Genomic DNA, 21,640 nt, shown 5'->3' on the forward strand with positions numbered 1-21,640 from the left:
TCAAATAGTCAACATCTTACATATTGTAAAACTTGACTATCGAGATGCTTGCTATTAAAAGTAAGTGTTTATAAGCCTTTATGGGTACTTATAAAACAACTTGATTTACAGATGTCCTACCTGAAGGTCTTATTTCTTCACAATTAAAAATTCAGAGCGTCTATTTTGCGCATCTTGGTCTTCTGTACATGGCTCACAATCAATTTTTGGTGCCGTGCTTCCCATACCTTCAGCAGATAATCTAGATTTATCAATTCCTTTAGAAATTAAATATTGCACGGTAGATTGTGCTCTACGCTCCGATAGTTTTAAATTATAGGCTGCATTACCCTTAGAATCTGTATGCGACTTCACTAAGATATTCATCTCTGGATACGCTTTCATAATCGCCACTAATTTATCTAATTCTAAAGCTCCTTGATTGGTGATATTACTCTTATTAAACTCAAAATAGATTGTATTTAATTTCACTTCTGTTTCTGTGATAATCTCATTAATCGGTTTTAAAGCGATAGCAATATTAATAGTTTCACCTTCGGAAGGTTCTACAGGTATTGATACCGTAGTATAGCCCTCTTTAGAAACTTGAAGGCTGTACTGGTTTTCACAAACCACTTGAAAATTTGTTGTCCCTTTCTTTTTGGTCGCTTGTGTTGCAATTTGATTTTGTTGTGCATCTAAAAGTGTAACCTCTGCTCCCTTAAGGGTCGCGTTAGTTATGGCATCGCGAACCGAACCAATAATTTCAAATTGACAGATAGGAATAGCACTATAAATTTGATCTACTCCAGACCTGTTAGAAGAAAAGTAACCGACTTTTAAGGCATTATTAACACTAAAAGCAAAATCATCTCTTTCAGTGTTAATCCCCTTTCCCAAGTTTTCAGCAGGTTCTTTTTTATTTAAATCTATTTTAAAGATGTCAAAACCACCAAAACCTTGGTGCCCACTTGAGGCAAAATAAAGGATATTGTCGTTACTAATATATGGAAATCCTTCTTTGCCTGAGGTATTCACTTCAGGACCTAAATTAACAGGCTCACCATAACCATTGGCATCGATACTAATTTTCCAGATATCTGTATCGCCTATTCCATTTGGTCTATTAGAAGCAAAATATAAGGTTTTTCCGTCACTACTTAAACTTGGGTGACTTACGGTATAACTAGTGCTATTGATAGGAAGTGCTTCTACATTTCCCCATTTTCCATCAATTAAAGTGGCTTTATAAATTCCTTGTTGCGCCACTTTTAAACGTTTGCTCTTCATTTTTTTAAACGATCCTTCACTATGGCCATCTCTAGAAAAATACATGGTTTTTCCATCGGCACTAATGGTTAAAGGTCCGTCATGGTAGGCGGTATTTAATTCTTCAACTTCTTCTGGTTCAGATAAAGAACCATCATCTGAACGCATGGACTTATAAATATCTAAATAAGGTTGCTTGGTCCAGGCATCTTCTTTCCCTGATTCTTTTCGTGTACTTACAAAGTATAAGATATTATCATTAGATAAAACAGCTCCAAAATCAGTATGTTCAGAAGCATTGATGTTTACATCTTCCACTTTAAAAGTTTCATCAATATCAGCCAACATCGGTATATAATTAGGGTTTTGCATGTGGGCTTTTGCTCTAGCATCTTGAGGGGCTAATTTTGCAAATTCATCTAACTGTGCATTTGCAGCTTCATACTTCCCTTGAGATTTTAAAACCTGAGCATAACGGTAATAGGTCTCTGCACTCCCCTGTTCTTTTAAGGCCAAAGCATACCATTTAGACGCTTCATCCATATTATAAACATGGTAATAACTATCTCCCAATTGTTGGTAGACATAGCTATTGGCCTTCCCTGCTTCAACAAGTTCTAAATAACTATCAATAGCATCTACATATTGGTAGCTTTCGTATAATTTATCTGCTTTTTCTGTTTCCTTATTTTGTCCGTAGCTAGTGGCTACTATGAAGCACAAAGCTAAAACACGATATATTTTTTTCATTTTAAAACGTTTAATTGATTAGAAGAATCTAGGTGAAATGGATACTTTTTTCGCAAAATTTAGGTCGAATAACAACATAATTTCATGAGATCCTGAGGCATCTATATTTAAGTCTGACGTGGTATAATCATAGGCATATCCTATTCTTAATTCTGGCGTAATAGCAAAATTAGCCATAGCTCCAACAGCATCTTCTAAACGATAGGTGGCGCCTACTTCTAGTTTATCAAAAAATAAAAAATTAGCAGAAAGATCTAAAGATGAAGGTGCATTAAAAGCTGACTTTAGTAAGAATGAAGGTTTAAATTTTGTATTCTCATTAAGGTTAAACACATAACCTGCAGAGAAGAAATAATGTAAAACTTCAGAACCGTATTCAAATTCTTGACCATTATTAGTCACATCTAAATAAGTACTTTTAAGCATGTTTGGTACTGAAAGTGATACGTAATATTTGTCGGTATAGTAAAAGGCTCCTGAACCTACATTTAGATAGGTATTATTTGTATTCTGGCTAAACGCTTCATCACTAGCATCTGGAACATAACCGTTACCAATATCACTAAACAAACCTATATTTTGGAACGTGGCTCCAGCTTTTACCCCAAAGGCTAAGCGGTGTTCCCCACCTAAATTAAGCGTATAGGAGAAATCTGCATACACATTATTTTCTTCTACAGGACCAATCTTATCAGAGATTACGGAGAGCCCTAGCCCTACGTTTTTTCCAACAGGACTGTGTACTGAAAGTGTTGCCGTTTTAGGCGCATCATTAATCCCTACCCATTGTGATCTGTATAACAAGCCAACCGATAAGGCTTCGTTAGAGCCTGCATACGCTGGGTTTACAACATTCATGTTATACATATACTGGGTATATTGAGGGTCTTGTTGTGCATTGGCACTCCCTAAAATCATAAGTGCTAAGGCGATTGTAAAATATATTCTTTTCATCTGTATTTTATATTGCTGTATTATCAATTATGATTAGTGAACTCTGTTTATAAAAACCCAACCTGTAGCTGAAGTCCCATCTTCTTTATCTATTCTATAGAAATAAGTACCATCTGGTAATTCTTCACCAGCGTTAGATTGCCCTTTCCATTGCGACGTGTAATTACCGCTAAAGTTGTAAACTTCTCTTCCGTGACGGTTAAAGATCTGTAAGTTTTGAACTCCGAATCCTGTTAAATCGAACGTATCATTTTTACCATTTCCATCAGGTGAGATACCTCTTGGAATCTCTTTACATGATAAACGTTCCGTGGTATAAGTTGTGGTTACAGAACAACCTCCAAAATCTACAGTCAATGAAAATTGTAAGGGAACTGTAACTTCAGGATAAGACGCTGCATAGTCTGAAACATTAAAGACTTCAGAATTGTCTCCTACTATAGTTCCATTGCCATCTCTCCATGTGTAGTTCGCTTCCTCTACACTGTAAGAATTCTCCACTGGCATAGCTATTAAAACATAGTCGGCATCATCACAAGCACCTTCAATTGTTGCTTCAATAGCATCTAGAATTGTAATATTAAACGTGCTTGACGTTCCTTCTACACAGTTAGCCACATCATCTAAAACTTCATAAACCACATCGTAATTCCCCATGCTACTCGCAGCAATGTTTATCTCCCCTGTCACCGGATCTATCGCTAAACCTGCTTCTGCACTAAACATACCGGTTAAGGTTGCCTCTGGAGAGAACTCTGGGAAAATAGACGTACTGTCTGCACAGTAAACATCTTCTTGATAGCTAAATGACGTTACAGGAATACTACTTTCTGTAATTGATAGCGTTACGATAAAGGTACCAGGCGCCATACAAGTTTCTGCATTAGCCTCTACGCTATACGTTACCTCATGATTACCAACTGTGGCTGTAGATAAGTCTAAAGCTCCAGTCGTTGCATTTACCGCTAGTGTTAATGAACTATACACACCACCTTCGGTAAAATCTGAAGCGAAACTTGGTAGAACCGTGTTTACTTCTAATACACAGAAAGATGATGCGCCATAGTCAAACAGTGTTACTGGGGTTGTAGCAGCGGTAAAATCTATAGTTGCCGTATATGTTCCGGCAGCGGTACATGTTGTTGCATCTCCATTAAAGGTATATGTTATTTCGTGTTGTCCGGCTGATGCAGAAGCCATATCAATAACTCCTGTTGAAGCTTCAATATCTAAGGTTGTTGAACTGAACACACCGCCTGTAGCAAAATCTGCTGCCAATTGTGGCGTTGGATTTTCTATAGCGACAACACAAGTCTCATTATAAGTGAAGGCTAATTCTGGAGTGAACGAATCGCTCACCACCACTTCGATTTCAGAACGAGGACCTTCACACCCTTGAGCATCGACGTAAGCTACATAATAGCTCACAGTTGCTGCTACAGAAGTATCTGGTGTTGGTGCCGTTGTAGAGCCTGTAGCTCCTACGGCATCTGTAAACCACCATAAGTCGTACACATCAGAAGCTGAAGCCTCTAAAGGTTGCGCGGTGTCGTTAAGGCAGTATTCTACAATACTTTCTACTGTAGGCTGATCTGCAATACCATTATAAGTAATTTCTAAATCGTAAGCACAATAAGCGGTTTGCCATGTAAAGCTATACACGCCTGGTTGTACAAAATCGGTAAAGCTTGTTGTGTTACTGTTGGCATCTGCAATAGTCACTGTTCCTGGATTAGACGCAGCGGCCACCCAAGTTCCAACACCACTTGCTTCAACATTAGCCACATCATCATCACACTCTAATGTAATCGGTGTAGTGACAATACCTGAGTGCGAACTGAAGTTTACAGCATCAAGGACGTTACCAATGTCATTCCCTTGTAAAGCTCTAAAGATAAATCGTGTCATTAGTTGACCTTCAGGAACCTCGTATGTGCCTGTAACCACTTCCCATGCTTGCATAAGCCCCAGGTGACTTGTAACTAAAGTATAAGGGCCTCCAATTGGTCCGGCAAAGAGTTCAATAGTATTCCCATCGAATCGCGCTAAATGGGCAAAACTATATTCAAACGTTGTGATTTCAGAACTATCAAAGTCTCTATAATAGCCTCTAATTTCTGAATCATTAGCATCGCTGTCCTCTTGATCTGATAAAAGTTGTACACACTGGCTTCCTTCATAAGGTTCAAACCCTGGTGCATTCAAAGATTCCCAAACAAAAATATTATTTGATGAAGTTAAGTTAGAGCGCCATCCTGGAACCGTGTTCATCGAAATGATGGTATTAACACCACTTAAGGTACTAAGGGCAGGTTCTTCAAAACCACCATTAATCGTATCAAATGCACATAAATCTTCAGGCGTTTTTACACAAATATTAAAATTATATGCTGTTGGCGTATCACTGTTTAAAGTCAATCCCAATTTATAGTCTTGTCCGACAATAAGTTCTGAACTGTACATCGCCAATAAAAGATTATCGTAACTACACGAGATTTCTTCTAAACTTCCTCCACCGTTATCTTTATATAAAGTCATAACAATTTCAGGATACACTGGGTTTCCGTTATTATCTCTTAGGTCTCCGTTAAAGCTGTTAATTTCTATAGCATGAATTAAGGATTCTGCTGTAAAACTAAACCAAACATCACCTCCGTTAACACCATCACAAGACATGGTTTCTGGTGAAGCACTCGCATTAATAAACGATACGGTTGTTACCGCTTCTTCACAGGTTTCTCCGTCATTTATAGGTAAGGTAAGCGCCTTAGACACATCGTCATTTCTAACAAAAATATAAGGACCAGACCAATAACTTTCATCTTCTGTACTACATAAAGCTCTTACAAAATACTCGTAAGTTGCCGCATTAGGATCGCTAAAATCAGCTGCTACCGGTGTGTAAGAATTGGTAGAAACTACAGTCCCTGATTGTGGAATTGTGGCGTTACCTAAAGGCTGAATAGCAACTTCCCATTGTGTTTCTGAGCCCGTTGGCGTCCATGATAATTCTGAAAATTCATTAATGGTTAAATCTGTAGGCTGCGGACAGCTAATATCGCCACAAATTGAAGTCCCTGTATAAACGGTTGTTCTCGGTATTAACCCTGTAGGACTTGAATAGATTGTAACCCCTTGATCGTTTAAAATATCGAATTGGTAATTTGCATATTGAGGTGCAGACCAACCAATAGTATCAAAATATAATGAGAACTCTACGCCTGAACATAATAATACGTTATACGTCACATCTTCTTCACCTGTAAATGGTAAAGCCTGTGATACTTGATTGTTTTGTGTAATTAATAATTCTGAAGAAGTACTCCCGTCACTTGTTAATACAAAAGTGTACTGACAAAGGTTTTCAAAGCTACATTTTGTGGTCACTTCACTTGGTCCTGTCCACATTCCGGTAGCTCCACTACAAACTGCACGTACATAAATATCATACATGGTTGACGCCTCTAAACCTGAAATGGTAAATGGATTAGTTGTAGCTTCAAATAAATAACTCGGATCCGTATCTCCAACAGGAGCGTCAGAACCTGCTGGTTGCACTGAAATCTCCCAAGCCGTTTCAGATCCATTAGCCTCCCAGCCGACTTGCACTGAAGTATCTGTAATGGCACTTAAAGTCATATTCGTTGGCTCTGGACATTCTGGTACATCTTCAATATGCACATTATCGATCACTAAAGTTTGTCCTCTATATGAATTTGTACTTGCAAAGTAAGGTACATGAAAAGCAATATTGACATCTCCTGAGATTCCTGCAGGGAAGTTGATGATCTTCACTTTGTACGCCGTATTATTTATCAGCACCGTATCATCATCAGAATCGTAAAGTACGGTTGTAAATTCCTCTAAACCGACCCCATTAGTCGATAATAAGACTTCTAAATCTTCTGTAAAAAAGCTATCGTTAACTCTGTAATAATAACGTAAACGTTGGTTTTCTGTAATGGTTATCGTTGGTGAAATTAACCAATCTTCATTTTGCCCGTTAGAACCTGTAAAGATTGCTGCGGCTTGATCTCCTTCATAAGGAAAAGATCCACTATTTAATTCCCAAGTTTCATCGTCTGAATTATCATTAATAACAATCCAACAATTTTCTGATTCAGAATCCGAATTAAATGTTTCAACAAAAGGTGCAGTAAAAGCCGTACATAGTGTTCTAAACATTACGGGACCTACCCATTCACTATCGCCAGAATCGCAAATTGCTCTAACATAAACCTCATAATCTTTATCTGAATTTAAGTTACTCGCTGTAAAGTTAGTCGCATCCGCAAGTGCTCCAGATCCTGAAGGGACACCTGAACCCGCTAATTGTACAGCCACCTCCCAAGAGGTTTCATTATAGCCTGCAGACCATGAAATACCTGCACTATCCGTTAACACGGTATCTACCATAATATCGGTAGGATTTGGACAACTCGGTGCATCTTGAATACTGACATCATCTAGACTTAAAACAGACCAGCTTCCTGTAAATTCTGGTGGAACTCTAAAGGCAATATAAACCGTTCCTGAGCCTTCAATGATTAACGATTTTTCTTCATAACTCGAATTGGTGAAAATTTCTAAAGGTGAAATAACCGAAAAACTAGAAGGATTCGTGTTGGTTGTAGACATTAAAACTTCCAAGCCAAATCTTGGTGATCCGGCAAAGAATGAAAAATCTGCTCGGTACTTATAGGTCAATTCTTTTACACCGTCTAAATTAATAGCTGGTGTAATAAGAAAATCATTAAATTCTGATGGTGGTGACGTCACAGAAGTCTGTAATAACGCATGAGACTCATCTATTAGCCAAGTGTTACCATCATTGTTAGCATCAATAATCTCCCAACAGAATTTTTGAGTTCCAGCATCTTCATCATTAAAGCTTTCGAAGAACGGTGTGTCATAAGATTCACATAGTGTTGTAAAGGTTACCGGACCAACCCACATACTAGTATCGTCTTCGCCACAGTAAGCTCTTACGTAAAATTCATAACGTGTTCCTGGGTTTAAACCTGATGCGATATATGGAAAATTACTGGACACTAATAGTCCTGCCTCCGTAGGTATACCTGTTCCTTCATTTTGAATTGCAACCTCCCATTGTGTTTCTTCGTCACCTGCCGTCCATAATAACCAAGCAGAATCAGTGGTAATACTAGACTCTAAAACGAATGGGTTAAGCGGATCTGGACAAGTTGGTCTATCTTCAATCACCACATCATCAATAGAAAAACGCAATGCCGTTTCCGTGGTATTCGGTTCTACAACAAAAGCGATATTCACATTACCAATAACCGTTTCTGGAATGTCTACAATAATTTCCTGAAATGAGGTATTGTTAACAGTCGTCGGTGGTAAAAGTTCTGTTGTAAAATCTTCAACACCTACACCTGTTGTAGATAGTTTTAATGTATAGGTAGAAACTCCTTGCGTCGCTCTATACTTATAACGAATTCGTTTTTGAGTTCCGTCAAAATTAATTTGAGGTGTGACATAGTAATCATGATTACTGTACTGGCTATTGTTGGTTTGTACTGTGGCATACCCTCCAATAAATGCCCAAGTTGTTCCGTCTCCGTTAGCGTCAATGGTTGTCCAACATGGTTCTGGATTGGCATTATTGGCATTATCAAAACTAGTAGCGTAAGGTGTATCGAAAACTGAACATAAGGTTGTAAAACTTACTGGAGTGCTCCAAATTCCTGGCGTTCCACCACAAATTGAACGCACATATAAATCGTAAGATGTCCCAGATTCTAAACCGGTGTTGATTGCTACGTTGGTATTTGTTGTCGTTGCAGTTCCTGAAGTTGTAGGTTCCCCTGAATTTGCAGGAACTACAATATACTCCCAAGAATCTGAAAAACTACCAATGTTATCCCATGAGAAATTAACACTACTATCGGTTAAGTTTGAATATGTAATAGCACTAGGAGGTGCACAAGTTGGTGCTGAAACTTCTAGTGAGAAACAAATACCTGCAGAGCTCGATAATTCTGATGATACCACAATGATATATGTTTGTCCGGCCGTTACTAATAAATTAGAAATAGTTTTAGGATCGTAAGACGCTGATGTCGTTACCCCAGCGACACAACTTACTCCAACATCTTCACAGCTATCGTAAACAAACAATGAACTTCTAGAGTTATAACAATCAGAATCTCCTCCTCCTCCTGGTTCTACAAAAGTGGTTTGCGTTAAGCTTATTAAACCGTCTTGAGGAGCTGTATAACTTAAAAAGATTTTATTACCTGCTAAATAATTAGTGGTTGATGAACCTAAAACGCAGTTAGAACCTTGTGTAGAATAGACCACATCAGGATTTGTCCAATTGGCTAAGTTATCTTGTAAAATATACGGTGTACTAGAAATATCTGAAATGTCTATAGGCGCACCACAAGACAAACCATATTTTAAGGTTTTAAACGTATAAGGTCCTGTAAAAGCACTTTCGGTATCATTATTGCAAATAGCGGCTAAATACACATCGTACTCCGTATCTTCATCTAAATTGTTTAAAGTATAAGAAGTCCCTGAGATAGGAATACCACTTGCTGCAGGCACCCCATCGGTTGGTAATACTTGAATTTCAAAATCTGTTGCTGACGGGTGTGACCAAGAAATCTCAGCGCCATTTACCGTAATCCCATCGACAAGCACATTATCATCCTCAAGTTCTTCACAGCCTTCAACCACCGCAAAATCATCTACAAACCACTCATCTCCGGATGGCGTTGCGCCGTTTTGTGTGTTGATAGCTACAAAAGCAATATAAATATCTAATCCAGTAGGGATTCCTGGTGGAATCTCAATGACCTTTTTTTCATAATTGGTTTGCGCTCCTTGGTTTAAGGTTGTTTCGGTATAACTTTGAAGAACAACATTAAAACCGTTAATATCAGGTTGCGCTCCGGTAGAAATTCTTATTTCGTATTGCGCCCCATTATCAGCTTCACTGGCTTGTTTGGTATAAAAATGAATTTCTCCATTTTCTGGAATACTCAATTGCGGCGATACTAGAAAATATTGTCCGGTATTTTGATCTCCAATATTATCTGCACTAGGATTTACAGAAACAGCATTAGTCCCTAAATAACCGTCTGTGGTTGACGACCAATTGATATTTGAATTGTTGTTTCCGAAAAGCGTCCAATTCGCAGGAATACCACTATCAAAATTCTGTGATAGTTGCGCAAAGCTTTTCCCTGAAAAGAGTAGAAAGAATGTAAACAATACAATGCATTGTATTTTCCCTATATGAAGTTTTTGTTTCGAAAACTTTAATTTAAAAGGTGAGGTTAGGAAAACTAAATGATTTACTGCAACAGAGGATTGTAACTTATTTCTCATGTCGTTAAAGTGTCAGTATTAGAGTTAAATTAGATATTCTATCCTCTAAATATACACGAAATAAACACTGAATAATATAGTGTGTCTTTGCTATTTACTGAATTTTAAAAGTCAAAAACAAACAATAAACCCCTGTACTATATACACTTACAACATTTTACCCCTAAAAAAACCAAATCTTAGCTTTGTTTTTGATTTTGGACGCTTTTTAGTTTTGATTTAAGTAATTTAATGGCCGTTCTATTCTTTCTTTCAATAAATAAGACGCCTAAAATAATGATAAAAATAAGGATTAAAATCCAATAAAGCTGCTCCTTATATTGCAGTTTAAGGAGGTTAAGATCTTGGTTTTGCACCTTATGACTTTCTTCAATTGAAGCACTAATAGAGTTCCGCTCTGAGACTTTTATTTCTAATTGCGTTTTAGAATACAGCTCATAATATTTTTGGTAGGCTTCCCATTGATTTAAGGCTAAATAATTCTCAAAAAGTCCATTGTAGATCCCTAAATTTAAGACTAAATCCCCTACCGTTTTAGACTTATGGTACGCCGTTTGAAGTAAGTTTATGGCTTTCTCATACTCCCCTTCTTGGGTGTATACTTCTGCCAATCCTTTTTGAGCAAAGGCAATTAAACTATTCGCATTTTCTAACTGCGCAAAAGCTATAGATTTTTGAAAACTGTTTTTTGCAGCCTTATATTCTGAGAGTAGCGTATAGCAATTACCCCGATTATAATAGGCAATACTTAAATTAGCATTGACCTCTTCACGTTTTAACCGCTCGTACTCTTTGATTCCCTTATCAAAATACTCTAAAGCAATATCACAGTTAAGGTTATCTTTATAAATAAATCCTTTTACAATATAACTATTTGCCAAATGCTTTCCTACCGAATCGCGCACGGGGTAAAGCAAAGCGAGTTCTTCGGTTTCCTCCAAATAGTCAATAGATTTGTCAAAAATTTTCAGTTGTTGGTATAAAATTCCTGTTCGGAAAAGAATCTGAATTTGCAGGACCTTATCATCTATGTCTTTAGAAAGTGCATTGGCCTTTATGATATACGCTAAAGCACTCTGATAATCTCTTTTAGACGTATAAGCCAAAGTCATTAACATTAAGGCTCTAACTCTGGTTTTAATGGAGTAATGCTCGTTATTATAAATAGAAACTCCTAATTCTATAGATTTATCTGGGTTTTCGTAAACGTGACGGCGACTCGCCTTTAATAAACTATCTATCCTTTGATAGCTTTTCGGTAAATTATACCCCCAACAAACCCCTTGTATACTAAAACAAACGAAGAGCACTATATATGTAAATTTTGCCATCATTCGGTTTTAGATTTTGGTTGATTTGCTTTTCTTTCCTCTTGAATAAGTTTTATAAACGTTACAGGTGACATCCCTACTACCGATTTAAACACGGTTGCAAAACTACTATGCGACCCATACCCGCTTTCTTCAGCTAAAAAACTAATTTTATAATTAATATAATTAGAATCATTTTTAAGCTTTGTAATGATGTAATTGATACGTAATTTATTAATGAAGGTATTAAAGTTATCATTGTAATGCTTATTGATAACTCCTGAGAGATACTTTGTATTTGTTTCAAATTGGCCCGCTAGCACCGCTAATGACATATCCTTGTTTAAAAACCTTTTAGAACTTTCAAAACGCTTCAACTTTGCTAAAATAGTTTTCTCTGTTTCTTCAGGAATATTAATACGTTTTTTACTGACTTTTTTAGTAGGCTTAACCTCTAAGAAATTATTCTTTGTAATTTCTATATAATTAATAATCTCGTTTAATCGTTTTTTACGAGCTTCACTTTTAAACACTATAAACACAGCAATTAATACTACAACCAATACCACCAACCATAAGATATACCCATAATTTGTATAGGTTTGTTTTTGTGCATGTAGTACGATTTCATTTTGTTCGGTAATAAGATTATAAAAGGTATTAACGGCTTCTTGTTCTATTAACTCAGTTTGCGTATTGAGCACCATAAATTTGTCATTATACACTTTGTGTTGGCTCTTTTTATTCGAGGCCAAATAACTAATAGACAAATACTTATTAATTTCTAATAACAAAGGTACATTACCTATAATTTCTGCAAAGCGAGAAGCAATAAAGAAGTTTCTTTCGCTATCATCAAAGGCCTTTTGATTAAGGTTAATACGTCCCAATTCTTTATAAGCCAAGGCTTTTTGTTGAAGATTATTAATTTTACTATTCGGAATTAAACTTAAAGTTTTATGTAGATATGTTGCGGCAGAATCTACAGCCGCTGTGTTATTAAAAAGCTTGACTTTCGCTAAATACAATTTAATTTTTTGATCAGGGGAAGCTTTGTAAGTGCTTTTAAACCGTTTTTCTTCCTCATTAATCGCTAAAAAGGCTTCTGCACTTAACCGCCGATCTACGTAATAATTAATTTGTTCTAAAGCAATTAGACGACCTACAGGATCTTTAAAAGCTGGTTTCACTTTTTCACTAAGTGCTTTAGCTTTTAGCACATAATCTTGAGATTGGGAATCTAAATACAGTTGCCTTAGAAGAGTGGCTTTAAAAATATAATGTTCTACTTGCAAGGCCGGAGCCACTGAATTTAAATGATTAGAATTTTTAAACGCATACTTAATGGCGCTATCCATATTTCCCTTTACCAAATAACTTTGAGCTATAATAAGGTGGAGTTGCGAGACTTCTTGTAATTGGTCATGGGTTCGTAAAATATGCTCGGCTATTTTAATGGATTCATCAGGATCAGAATACACTAATTCTTTTGCTTTATCAAGAAGGTCATTATCTTGGGCATGCCCTACAGTGGTTAAGCACAAGCATGCATACAACCCAAAAAGGTAGATAATTTTAGAATGAAAAATATAGCGTTGTTTCATTATCAATATCACCAGCAATTCTTATTTTACTTGATGAAATTAAATTTAAAACCATTAAGTAATTGCCGCTTACGCAGTAAATATAATAAACTTTATTAAAGCGTACTTTTCTTATAACTTTTGAATGCTATGAAATAGTATAAAACAAAAAAACAAACCTTATAAGACACTGGTACTAAAAAACACACAAAAGAATAAGAAATTTACTTTTTCTAATTCTCATTTTAAATAATGTACGGGCATAAAAAAGGATAACATACTAATGTTATCCTTTTTAAAAATTTTATTGTAATTAAGACTTATTCCTTAATCACTTTAAAGGTTTGCTTTGCACCGTCAATAGTGACTTTTACAAAATAAACACCTTCATTAAGGTTATTCATTTGTACTGAAGCATTTAAGCTATTTGGTGCTTGTTGCATCACTTGCTGACCAATCATATTATAAACGCTAATACTAGAAATAGCTTGCTTTGCCTCTAAGCTCAGCGTATTTACTACGGGGTTTGGATAAAATTTAAATCCTTCAAACGTATTTAAGTCTACGTTTAATGTCGCATCTGGATAAACAAACAATTCAAACTCCGCAGCACTAGAAGCGTGCACACTAATTAAATACGTAGTTCCAGCAACGAAGTCTCCAGATCGAGATCCTGATAAATAACAGCTTGTTAAACCTTCAATATCATTATCAATTGTAGAACAGTCGTTTCCATTAAATACTGAAAATGAGGCTGAACCTGATACTCTAGTAAACTCAAAGTTATAAGTTCCCGTGTAGTTTGGTGTAAAGCTATACCAAACCGTTTCTCTTGTAGTACTACAGTTTTCTGCTGATGGATACGCATTTTCCATATTTCCAGAAATAGCATTATTTCCATTTTCATCAATAGATTCTGCTAATACTACTGGTGAAGAACAATCGTTATTTGCTACTGCGTCTGGCAGTTGCCATGCACATAAGTTAAAGTCAATCCCTACGCCTGTTTGGCTCGTTTGTACCATTACATAGTAACTAAGGTTCTGATCTAATGTAAGAATCTTATTTGCTGTAGAACATCCTCCAGTAATATCAATTAACGTTCCACAAGCCCCTTCATATATCGCAAAAGAACTTGATGGTGTAGTACTTAATCGGTCTAAAGAGAATTCATATAAACCTGAAACTTCAGGATTAAAAACATACCAAACATCCCCATAACCTTCAGTTTCACAAGCATTCCCTGCAGACAATGTCGCACCAACAGTACTTCCTGTAACTTGGTTGTTACATGCATCGTCAGTTGAAACAAAGAACTCTATAGCTCCTGAACATTCGTCATTTACTGGAGCCTCTGCTGCTGCTCTTAAACAAATATTGAAATCTTGAGCATATTCGCCATTAAGTCGAGTATTGTTTCTAACATAATAGATATTTCCGATGGTTAAATCGGTTAACGTTACATAATTAGACGTATAACAGTTTAAGCTTGTTAAGGCGCCACATGTTCCTTCTAATAATTCTGTAGCCTGAATAGTTCCACCACCACCAATAGCTGCTGTGATATCTAAATACTCTAATACAATAATTTCGCTTGTTGCTTCAAAACTAAACCACACATCATTAGTATTGTCTGTGGTTGAACCACAAGTATTAGGGTCTGAAATAGACTCTGTAGCCCCAGCATTTGTAGCACTTGTTAAAATAGTACAAGACCCATCGGTATTTACTGTTAAACTCAATGGAGCATCACAGTCGTCGTTAGACGGAGGACAATAAAAATACGCGCTATCCGTATAAAGACAAGTTGTATCTTGGTTATTTGTCACGGTAAAGTTTACAGTAGAACCGCTTTCATAAGGTCCCATAGTAACGATACCTGTTGCAGTAATATTTGCAACATCAGCAGTTGTCGTTACATCATCAGATAAAGTTAAAGATGTTGCGCTCCCTAGGTAAGATACCTCTACATCTATAGAGAATTGACCGTTATCACAGTCTGCTACTGGTGTTAAAGTTCCTAACGTAGGATTTACACAGCTATTCGCAGTAATAATTAAATCGTAAGTATAAGTTCGTGAAGCAGAGGAGTTACTTAAAACAATAAAGTACGTATTTCCGGCTAATAAAACCACATCAGTTAAGTTCCTTGAGGTACCAGAATAAGACCCCTCATAATCTACACACTCTGTAGCAGAATCTGGACATCCATTTAACACATGAACACTAGAACCGTTATTTGAGATATTAGTCAAATTAATATCAATAGAAGTATCTACAGTAGGTGTTACACTATAAAAGACATCCTTACCATTCATATAAGAGTTACTACATGGACTTTCATCAATATTGTTTTCGTAATTATCAGTGTTTCCGCCAGCTTCAATAAAAGGAAAAGAAGTAATTTCTATAGGGTTACTACATGTTGCTCCCGGAAGTGGTGCTGAGCGTGTTGTAAAACTTTGCTCTGTACATCCCGTTGCTGCACCTATAGCGTTAAAAGGAACAATATTAACATAGTATAACGTCTCATAAGTTAAGTCTGATAACGTATAGCTCGCTTCTGATGTTGTGGCTTGATTAACAATATCAGTACCCCCTTGTGTCGTTCCAACAGATACGGTATACCCTGTTGGTAATCCTGTAGCTGCTTGCCATGATAAAGTAACATCAGCATCTACACCTGTAGCACCATCAACTGGAGTTGTTAATACAAAATCACAGTTTGGCACAGCATTAGAGGTTTGTGTAATACTCACATTATCTATAAGTAATACTTGTCTGAAACCAGACACATTTGTTACTGTATTTACAAATCTTACTTGAAAATCACTGCCATCAGCAATAGTCCCTGCGTTAATAGTCCCAGTAGATTGACAAGTATCAGAATCAATAAAGATGTAATTAGAAGCATCTATAGTAGTGAGGTTTATCCATGATAGACCACCATCAGTAGAATATTCTAACACTAAACTTCCCCAATTGGCACCAGGCCCTGTAAAAGTAACTGGCGGGAATTGGCTAACCTGCTCAAAGATATTGTAACTAAAACTTACCGTAAGGTCTGTTCCGTTAGAAACCCCTGTATAATTGTTAGAAGTTAATGTTGTTGTTACACCAGCGGGAGCATAAGAAAAAGCACTTAAGCCTTCATCTCCACAAGTAAAACCAGATGTCGTCACTATTTCTCCTATCCACCCTTCTGGGGATTGATTGTTTGTTCCATTGTCAAAATCATCTATGATCTCAATTTGAGCAAAAGATGACGCACTTAATAGCATCATTAAATAAATCGTAATTTTCTTCATTGATTTTTAATTTAAATTAATTAGTAGTCTTTTATGACATAGTTAGTTTAGCATGGTTCTAAGATATAACCATATATTCTGTATCTAAAGGGCTTGTTTTTGGTATTTCCCGAATTTCAAAAGCAGAAAACACACCATAAAACACTGTGAATCAATTAATTAAACCGAATGCAAATCATTTAACAAAATGCTAACAATTTATTTATCTTTTTAGCTTAATAATGAAATATCAGCATGTTTTCACCACAATTGATACTGAATTCTCTAAAGAATTAACAGAAAGAAAAGAACTAAAAATAAAATTAACTTTTACACAGAAGAAATACCAAAAAGCTTTGAATCATGACTTACATTTTATAAAAATAACCTCATGGGACGACGATGGTTTTTCAGTATTTATTATAAATAACAATGATGAATCTCATGATCTTCAAAATGTATTCATCAGATTTTTTTTAGTCGATTTTAGATTGAGAATGTTTTTACATCTTATTTATTAAGATTGCTTAAGTCACACTATTTTCAAATACCACAGAGCGATAAAAAAAGATTTTCTTAATAAAAGACAAACTCCGAAAGACTACAGACTACTCCTTATTAAATAGCACGCCTTAATTTTTTCAACATAAAAACAGCGCGACAAGACTAATAAAGTATACTGAAAATGATTTATTAGGACGATTAAGCTTGAAGAGTCAGTACGAGAAAGTTGCAAAAAATAAAATAATAAGAACCGATTCTATATATTATCCATCATTTACAAAGCTAAAACACCCCTATTGGCCTAGCTTAAAACGCAAAAAACCCACAACTTTCGTTATGGGTTTTAATTTGCGGAGAAAGAGGGATTCGAACCCCCGGAGGTGTGACCCTCAACAGTTTTCAAGACTGCCGCATTCGACCACTCTGCCATTTCTCCGAGCGTCTCATCAGGTATTCCCTGATTGCGGGTGCAAATATATAACCCTTTTTCAGTTTGACAAAATTTTTTTCGACCTTTTTTCAAAAAAAATCATTTTATCAATTTATATCTCAAAAATATCTCCGTTTTCAAAAAGCATCGTATTTTCGGCACAATAAATGTTTCACTTATTTTGGTATTAAAACCAACACTTTATGAAAAAATTGCTTGCCCTAAGTTTCTTCATTTCTACATTATATAGTTTTGCTCAGAATAATACAATTGCAGCCGGAGAAAAACTTGTCTTTACGGCCTCTTATAATATGTCTGGACTTTTAACAGATATTGCTGAGGTAAAAATGGAAACTAGTGAAGTTAAAACTTCAAAAACTACCCTACTCCGTTTAAAATGCACAGCAACAACTTATAAGAAATGGGATGACTTTTTTAAAATTAGAGATATTTATGAAAGCTATGTTAATCCTAAGACCCTAACGCCTTATCTATATAAGAGAGATATTAGCGAAGGTGGCTATTATAAGTTTATGCAATACAAATACAACCATAAAGCCAACCTTGTAAAAAGCCTTAAACGTAAAAAAAAGAAAGACGGGACCACCTGGGACGAGAATAAAGCCGTAAGAATAAGTACAGGAACTAAAGATATTGTGAGCCTCTTATACACCTTAAGAAACTTAGACATCCATAAAGCTACACCTGGCGATCAACAAGAATTCACTGTTTTATTTGACAATAAAGAAACTACGGTTGTAGTCTCCTATATAAAGAAAGAAACAATCTCTACAGCATTAGGCAGTAAAGCTTGTTACAAACTTAGCTTCGCGCTTAAAGGAAACGATATCTTAAAAGGCAATAATGCAAACTTACTATGGCTTACAGCAGATGCCAATAAAGTTCCTGTGTATGCTAAATTTAAAATCCCTGTTGGGAATGGCGAATTAAAAATAACTTCAGCAACAGGTTTAAAACATTAATACAACATGAAAAAGATTCTTATTATTCTAGGTTTTATTGGCGCAATATTAGCAGTTATTTTTTCGGTGACTCCTTTATATAATATTGCTCTTATGCCGCTAATTGTCGCTTTTGTTTGCGGTATAGCCCTTGTATTTATGACTAAAACCGCAGCATCTAAACCCAAAGCTATTCAGTATATTTTTCTGTTGGTGATCATCGCTTTAAGTATCACTATATACAAAGCCGTATTCAACACTTCCGAAATTGGAGATATTGAACAACTAGAACAACGTGACGAACAAAACCTTGAAGACTCTAAAGAACTTTTAGAAGATATTGAGATTGATGAGAATTTTTAAACTTTAGATAATTTTTAAAGCGTAAGACTTTTACTGCTGAACATGAAAACACTTATTGCTTCTGTATTGATTTTGGTTGGCTCTTGTGCCAACTTAAGACACAGTGAAAAAATTAAAAATCTAAAAGAAAGCATCAGCTATAAAGATAAGGCCGTAGTTGAGCAATATCTTAACAGTATTACACCTGAAGATTTAGAACTTCATCTTAAAGAAATTTCACAAGACAAATACAAAGGCCGTAAAACCGGCGAAGAAGGACATAACCAGGTATGCGATTATATTAGGAGTCACTATAAAGCGCTAGAGATTCAACCTCCTGTTTCGCATTCTAACTATTATCAAATTGTCCCAGAATCGGCTTTACCCAATAACCTAAAGGCCTCACAAAATGTTATTGCCTATATAGAAGGTTCGGAATACCCCGATGAGTATGTTTACATTTCTGCCCATTCTGACCATGAAGGTATTATTAATGGTGAAATTTACAATGGCGCTGATGATAACGGCTCTGGTACCGCCGCAGTTTTAGAAATTGCTGAAGCCTTTAAACATGCAGCTCTAGCCGGACACCCTCCTAAACGCAGTATCGTATTTTTACACGTTACCGCAGAAGAGGTAGGTTTATACGGATCGCATTATTACACCCAAAACCCCATATTTCCACTAGAAAATACCACAGCAACTTTAAATATAGATATGATTGGCCGTGTAGATACAATTCATAAGGAGAATGAGAACTACCTCTATCTTATTGGCGCCGATAAATTAAGTACCGAGTTGCATTACATTGCCCAGAAGGCCAATACTACCTTTACCCATCTTAATCTAGACTACACTTATAATAAAGACAACGATCCTAATAGGTATTATTACCGCTCTGACCATTATAATTTTGCCCAATATGGCATTCCTGTTATCTTTTTCTTTAATGGAGAGCATGAAGATTACACCAAACCTACCGATACGGCCGATAAAATTAACTACCCCCTCCTAGCCGAACGCACGCAATTTATATTTGCCACGGCATGGTATTTAGCCAATTCTAAAACTTCACTTTCTAGAGAGATTCTCTGATGTTAAAATTTACGAAAAACACAGAAGCTCCGCATTAAAGGCGCTGCTATTTTTTGTAGATTTAAGGCTTAATTTATAAGTCGCTGCATTAAGCCGCAACTTTATTACAAATCACTCTATTTTTATACATGAAAAAACTATTACTCTTAGGCTGTGCATTTTCCATAGTCGTAGGTTGTGGTACGTCCTCAAAAGGAAATCCTACAACAGTAGCAACGGAAATAAGTACTCCTGTAGACCCATCTCAATTTGCAGAACACATTAATTCCGAAGAACTCAAAACCCTACTATATAAATACGCTTCGGATGAATTTGAAGGTAGAAATACAGGAGAAAAAGGACAAAAAATGGCTGTTGAATACCTAAAACAGAAGTATCTCGCAATGGATATTCCTTCTCCTTTAGGAGGTGATGATTATTTCCAAGAAGTCCCTTTAGAAAAACAACAGGTTGCAGAAGCACAATTTTCTGTAAACGGCACAAGCTTTAAGAGTTTTGAAGATCATATTGTCTTAGCCTCTTCAGAAACTACAGAAATGACACTCGATCAGATTGTATACGTAGGTTATGGAATAGACGACACTAACTATTCCGATTATAAAAACAACGACGTAAAAGGCAAGTTTGTTTTAGCCAAAGCGGGAGAACCTAAAGATAGCGATGGTAATTACATCACTTCAGGAACATCGGAAGACACCAAATGGTCTAACGGACGTCAATCATTAGCAAGTAAAAGAGATGCTGCAAAAAACCATGGCGCACGCGGTCTTATTTATATGGATGACAACTTGTTTTCTAGATATGCTTCTTTTTACCAAAGGCAAGCCGCTAGCGGAACCGCCGGACGTCTATCCTTAAAGAGTAAGGATCAAACCATGATTATGATGATGATTAATGCGAATTTAGGTAAAGTAATTTACGCTTCTATTGCTGAAGATGCACAACCTAAAACATTAGACACTGACATTGCACTTGCTATAGAAAACAAGTCTGAAACAATTATGTCTGAAAATGTTGCGGCCTACATCAAAGGTTCTGAGAAACCCGATGAAATTCTTGTGATTTCTGCACATTTAGATCACGAAGGTATTAAAGACGGAGAAGTATATAACGGCGCTGACGACGATGGCTCTGGAACCGTAGCCATTTTAGAAATTGCTCAAGCTTTTAAAGCGGCAGAAAAAGCAGGATACGGCCCTAAACGTTCAGTGTTATTCTTGCACGTTACAGGAGAAGAAAAAGGCTTATTAGGCTCGCGTTACTATACAGACATCGATCCTATATTTCCTTTGGAAAACACCGTCTCTAATTTAAACATCGATATGATTGGACGTACCGATCCTAACCGTACATCAGGAACTCGAAATTATATTTATTTAATAGGAAGCGATAAATTAAGTACCGATTTACATAACATCTCTGAAGCTGCAAACACGAAGTATGTACAGTTAGAGTTAGATTATACTTATAATGATGAAAACGATCCCAACCGTTTTTACTACAGATCGGATCATTATAATTTTGCTAAGAATAATATTCCGGCTCTATTTTATTTTAATGGAACTCATGACGATTACCATAAACCTTCAGATACACCAGACAAAATTCAATACGATTTATTAGAAACACGTGCTAAACTTGTCTTCTACACGGCTTGGGAAATTGCCAATAGAAAAGAGCGCCCTATTGTAGATAAAGCAGGAAAATAATTTACATCACCTTATTATAGCAAAAAGCCGCTCCTTATTTTAGAGCGGCTTTTTTGATTCCTAGAATTCGATAATCCCTGTCGTTATATCTAAAATCACACAAA

Annotated in this window: 11 protein-coding genes and 1 tRNA gene; 5 read left to right on the forward strand and 7 right to left on the reverse strand. The window is 36.2% G+C overall.

The genetic code is table 11. The features are described 5' to 3' along the window. Window positions 1-129 precede the first annotated feature (129 nt). The 6 genes from DFQ08_RS09330 to DFQ08_RS09355 all read right to left on the reverse strand — a co-directional run bounded on the left by DFQ08_RS09330 (window position 130) and on the right by DFQ08_RS09355 (window position 16,515). Complete coding sequence (locus DFQ08_RS09330; RefSeq protein WP_114309761.1) at window positions 130-1,998, reverse strand: OmpA family protein; 1,869 nt, start codon at window positions 1,996-1,998, stop codon at window positions 130-132. Window positions 1,999-2,016: 18 nt separating this feature from the next. After that, window positions 2,017-2,952: a PorP/SprF family type IX secretion system membrane protein gene (locus DFQ08_RS09335; RefSeq protein WP_114309762.1), complete on the reverse strand. Its 936-nt coding sequence runs from the start codon at window positions 2,950-2,952 to the stop codon at window positions 2,017-2,019. Between the two features lie 33 nt (window positions 2,953-2,985). After that, complete coding sequence (locus tag DFQ08_RS09340) at window positions 2,986-10,314, reverse strand: choice-of-anchor J domain-containing protein (RefSeq protein WP_114309763.1); 7,329 nt, start codon at window positions 10,312-10,314, stop codon at window positions 2,986-2,988. 179 nt (window positions 10,315-10,493) lie between these two features. After that, on the reverse strand, window positions 10,494-11,645 hold the full coding sequence (locus tag DFQ08_RS09345; RefSeq protein ID WP_181858388.1) for a tetratricopeptide repeat protein: 1,152 nt from the start codon (window positions 11,643-11,645) through the stop codon (window positions 10,494-10,496). Next, window positions 11,645-13,228 (reverse strand): helix-turn-helix domain-containing protein, encoded by a 1,584-nt coding sequence (locus DFQ08_RS09350; protein WP_114309765.1) that lies wholly within the window; start codon window positions 13,226-13,228, stop codon window positions 11,645-11,647. The genes DFQ08_RS09345 and DFQ08_RS09350 overlap by 1 nt, the downstream gene beginning before the upstream one ends. A 299-nt stretch (window positions 13,229-13,527) precedes the next feature. Beyond that, window positions 13,528-16,515, reverse strand: a complete 2,988-nt coding sequence (locus DFQ08_RS09355; RefSeq protein ID WP_114309766.1) for a T9SS type A sorting domain-containing protein — start codon at window positions 16,513-16,515, stop codon at window positions 13,528-13,530. 221 nt (window positions 16,516-16,736) lie between these two features. Between DFQ08_RS09355 and DFQ08_RS09360 the strand changes: the two genes are divergently transcribed. Next, complete coding sequence (locus DFQ08_RS09360; RefSeq protein WP_114309767.1) at window positions 16,737-17,015, forward strand: hypothetical protein; 279 nt, start codon at window positions 16,737-16,739, stop codon at window positions 17,013-17,015. 334 nt (window positions 17,016-17,349) lie between these two features. Here the strand turns inward: DFQ08_RS09360 and DFQ08_RS09365 are convergent. After that, a tRNA-Ser gene (locus tag DFQ08_RS09365) sits at window positions 17,350-17,434 on the reverse strand. Between the two features lie 197 nt (window positions 17,435-17,631). Between DFQ08_RS09365 and DFQ08_RS09370 the strand changes: the two genes are divergently transcribed. The 4 genes from DFQ08_RS09370 to DFQ08_RS09385 all read left to right on the forward strand — a co-directional run bounded on the left by DFQ08_RS09370 (window position 17,632) and on the right by DFQ08_RS09385 (window position 21,536). Beyond that, entirely contained in the window at window positions 17,632-18,411 is a 780-nt protein-coding gene (locus DFQ08_RS09370) for a DUF3108 domain-containing protein (RefSeq protein ID WP_114309768.1), read from the forward strand. A gap of 6 nt (window positions 18,412-18,417) precedes the next feature. Next, window positions 18,418-18,753 (forward strand): FUSC family protein, encoded by a 336-nt coding sequence (locus DFQ08_RS09375; protein ID WP_114309769.1) that lies wholly within the window; start codon window positions 18,418-18,420, stop codon window positions 18,751-18,753. Window positions 18,754-18,795: 42 nt separating this feature from the next. Beyond that, window positions 18,796-19,827, forward strand: coding sequence for a M28 family metallopeptidase (locus tag DFQ08_RS09380; RefSeq protein WP_181858389.1), 1,032 nt, complete (start codon window positions 18,796-18,798; stop codon window positions 19,825-19,827). A gap of 128 nt (window positions 19,828-19,955) precedes the next feature. Then, a complete protein-coding gene (locus tag DFQ08_RS09385) occupies window positions 19,956-21,536 on the forward strand; it encodes a M28 family peptidase (RefSeq protein WP_114309771.1) in 1,581 nt (526 codons plus the stop codon). Window positions 21,537-21,640: the final 104 nt, after the last annotated feature.

The organism is Winogradskyella arenosi, from assembly GCF_003337305.1.
Classification (GTDB): Bacteria; Bacteroidota; Bacteroidia; order Flavobacteriales; family Flavobacteriaceae; genus Winogradskyella; species Winogradskyella arenosi.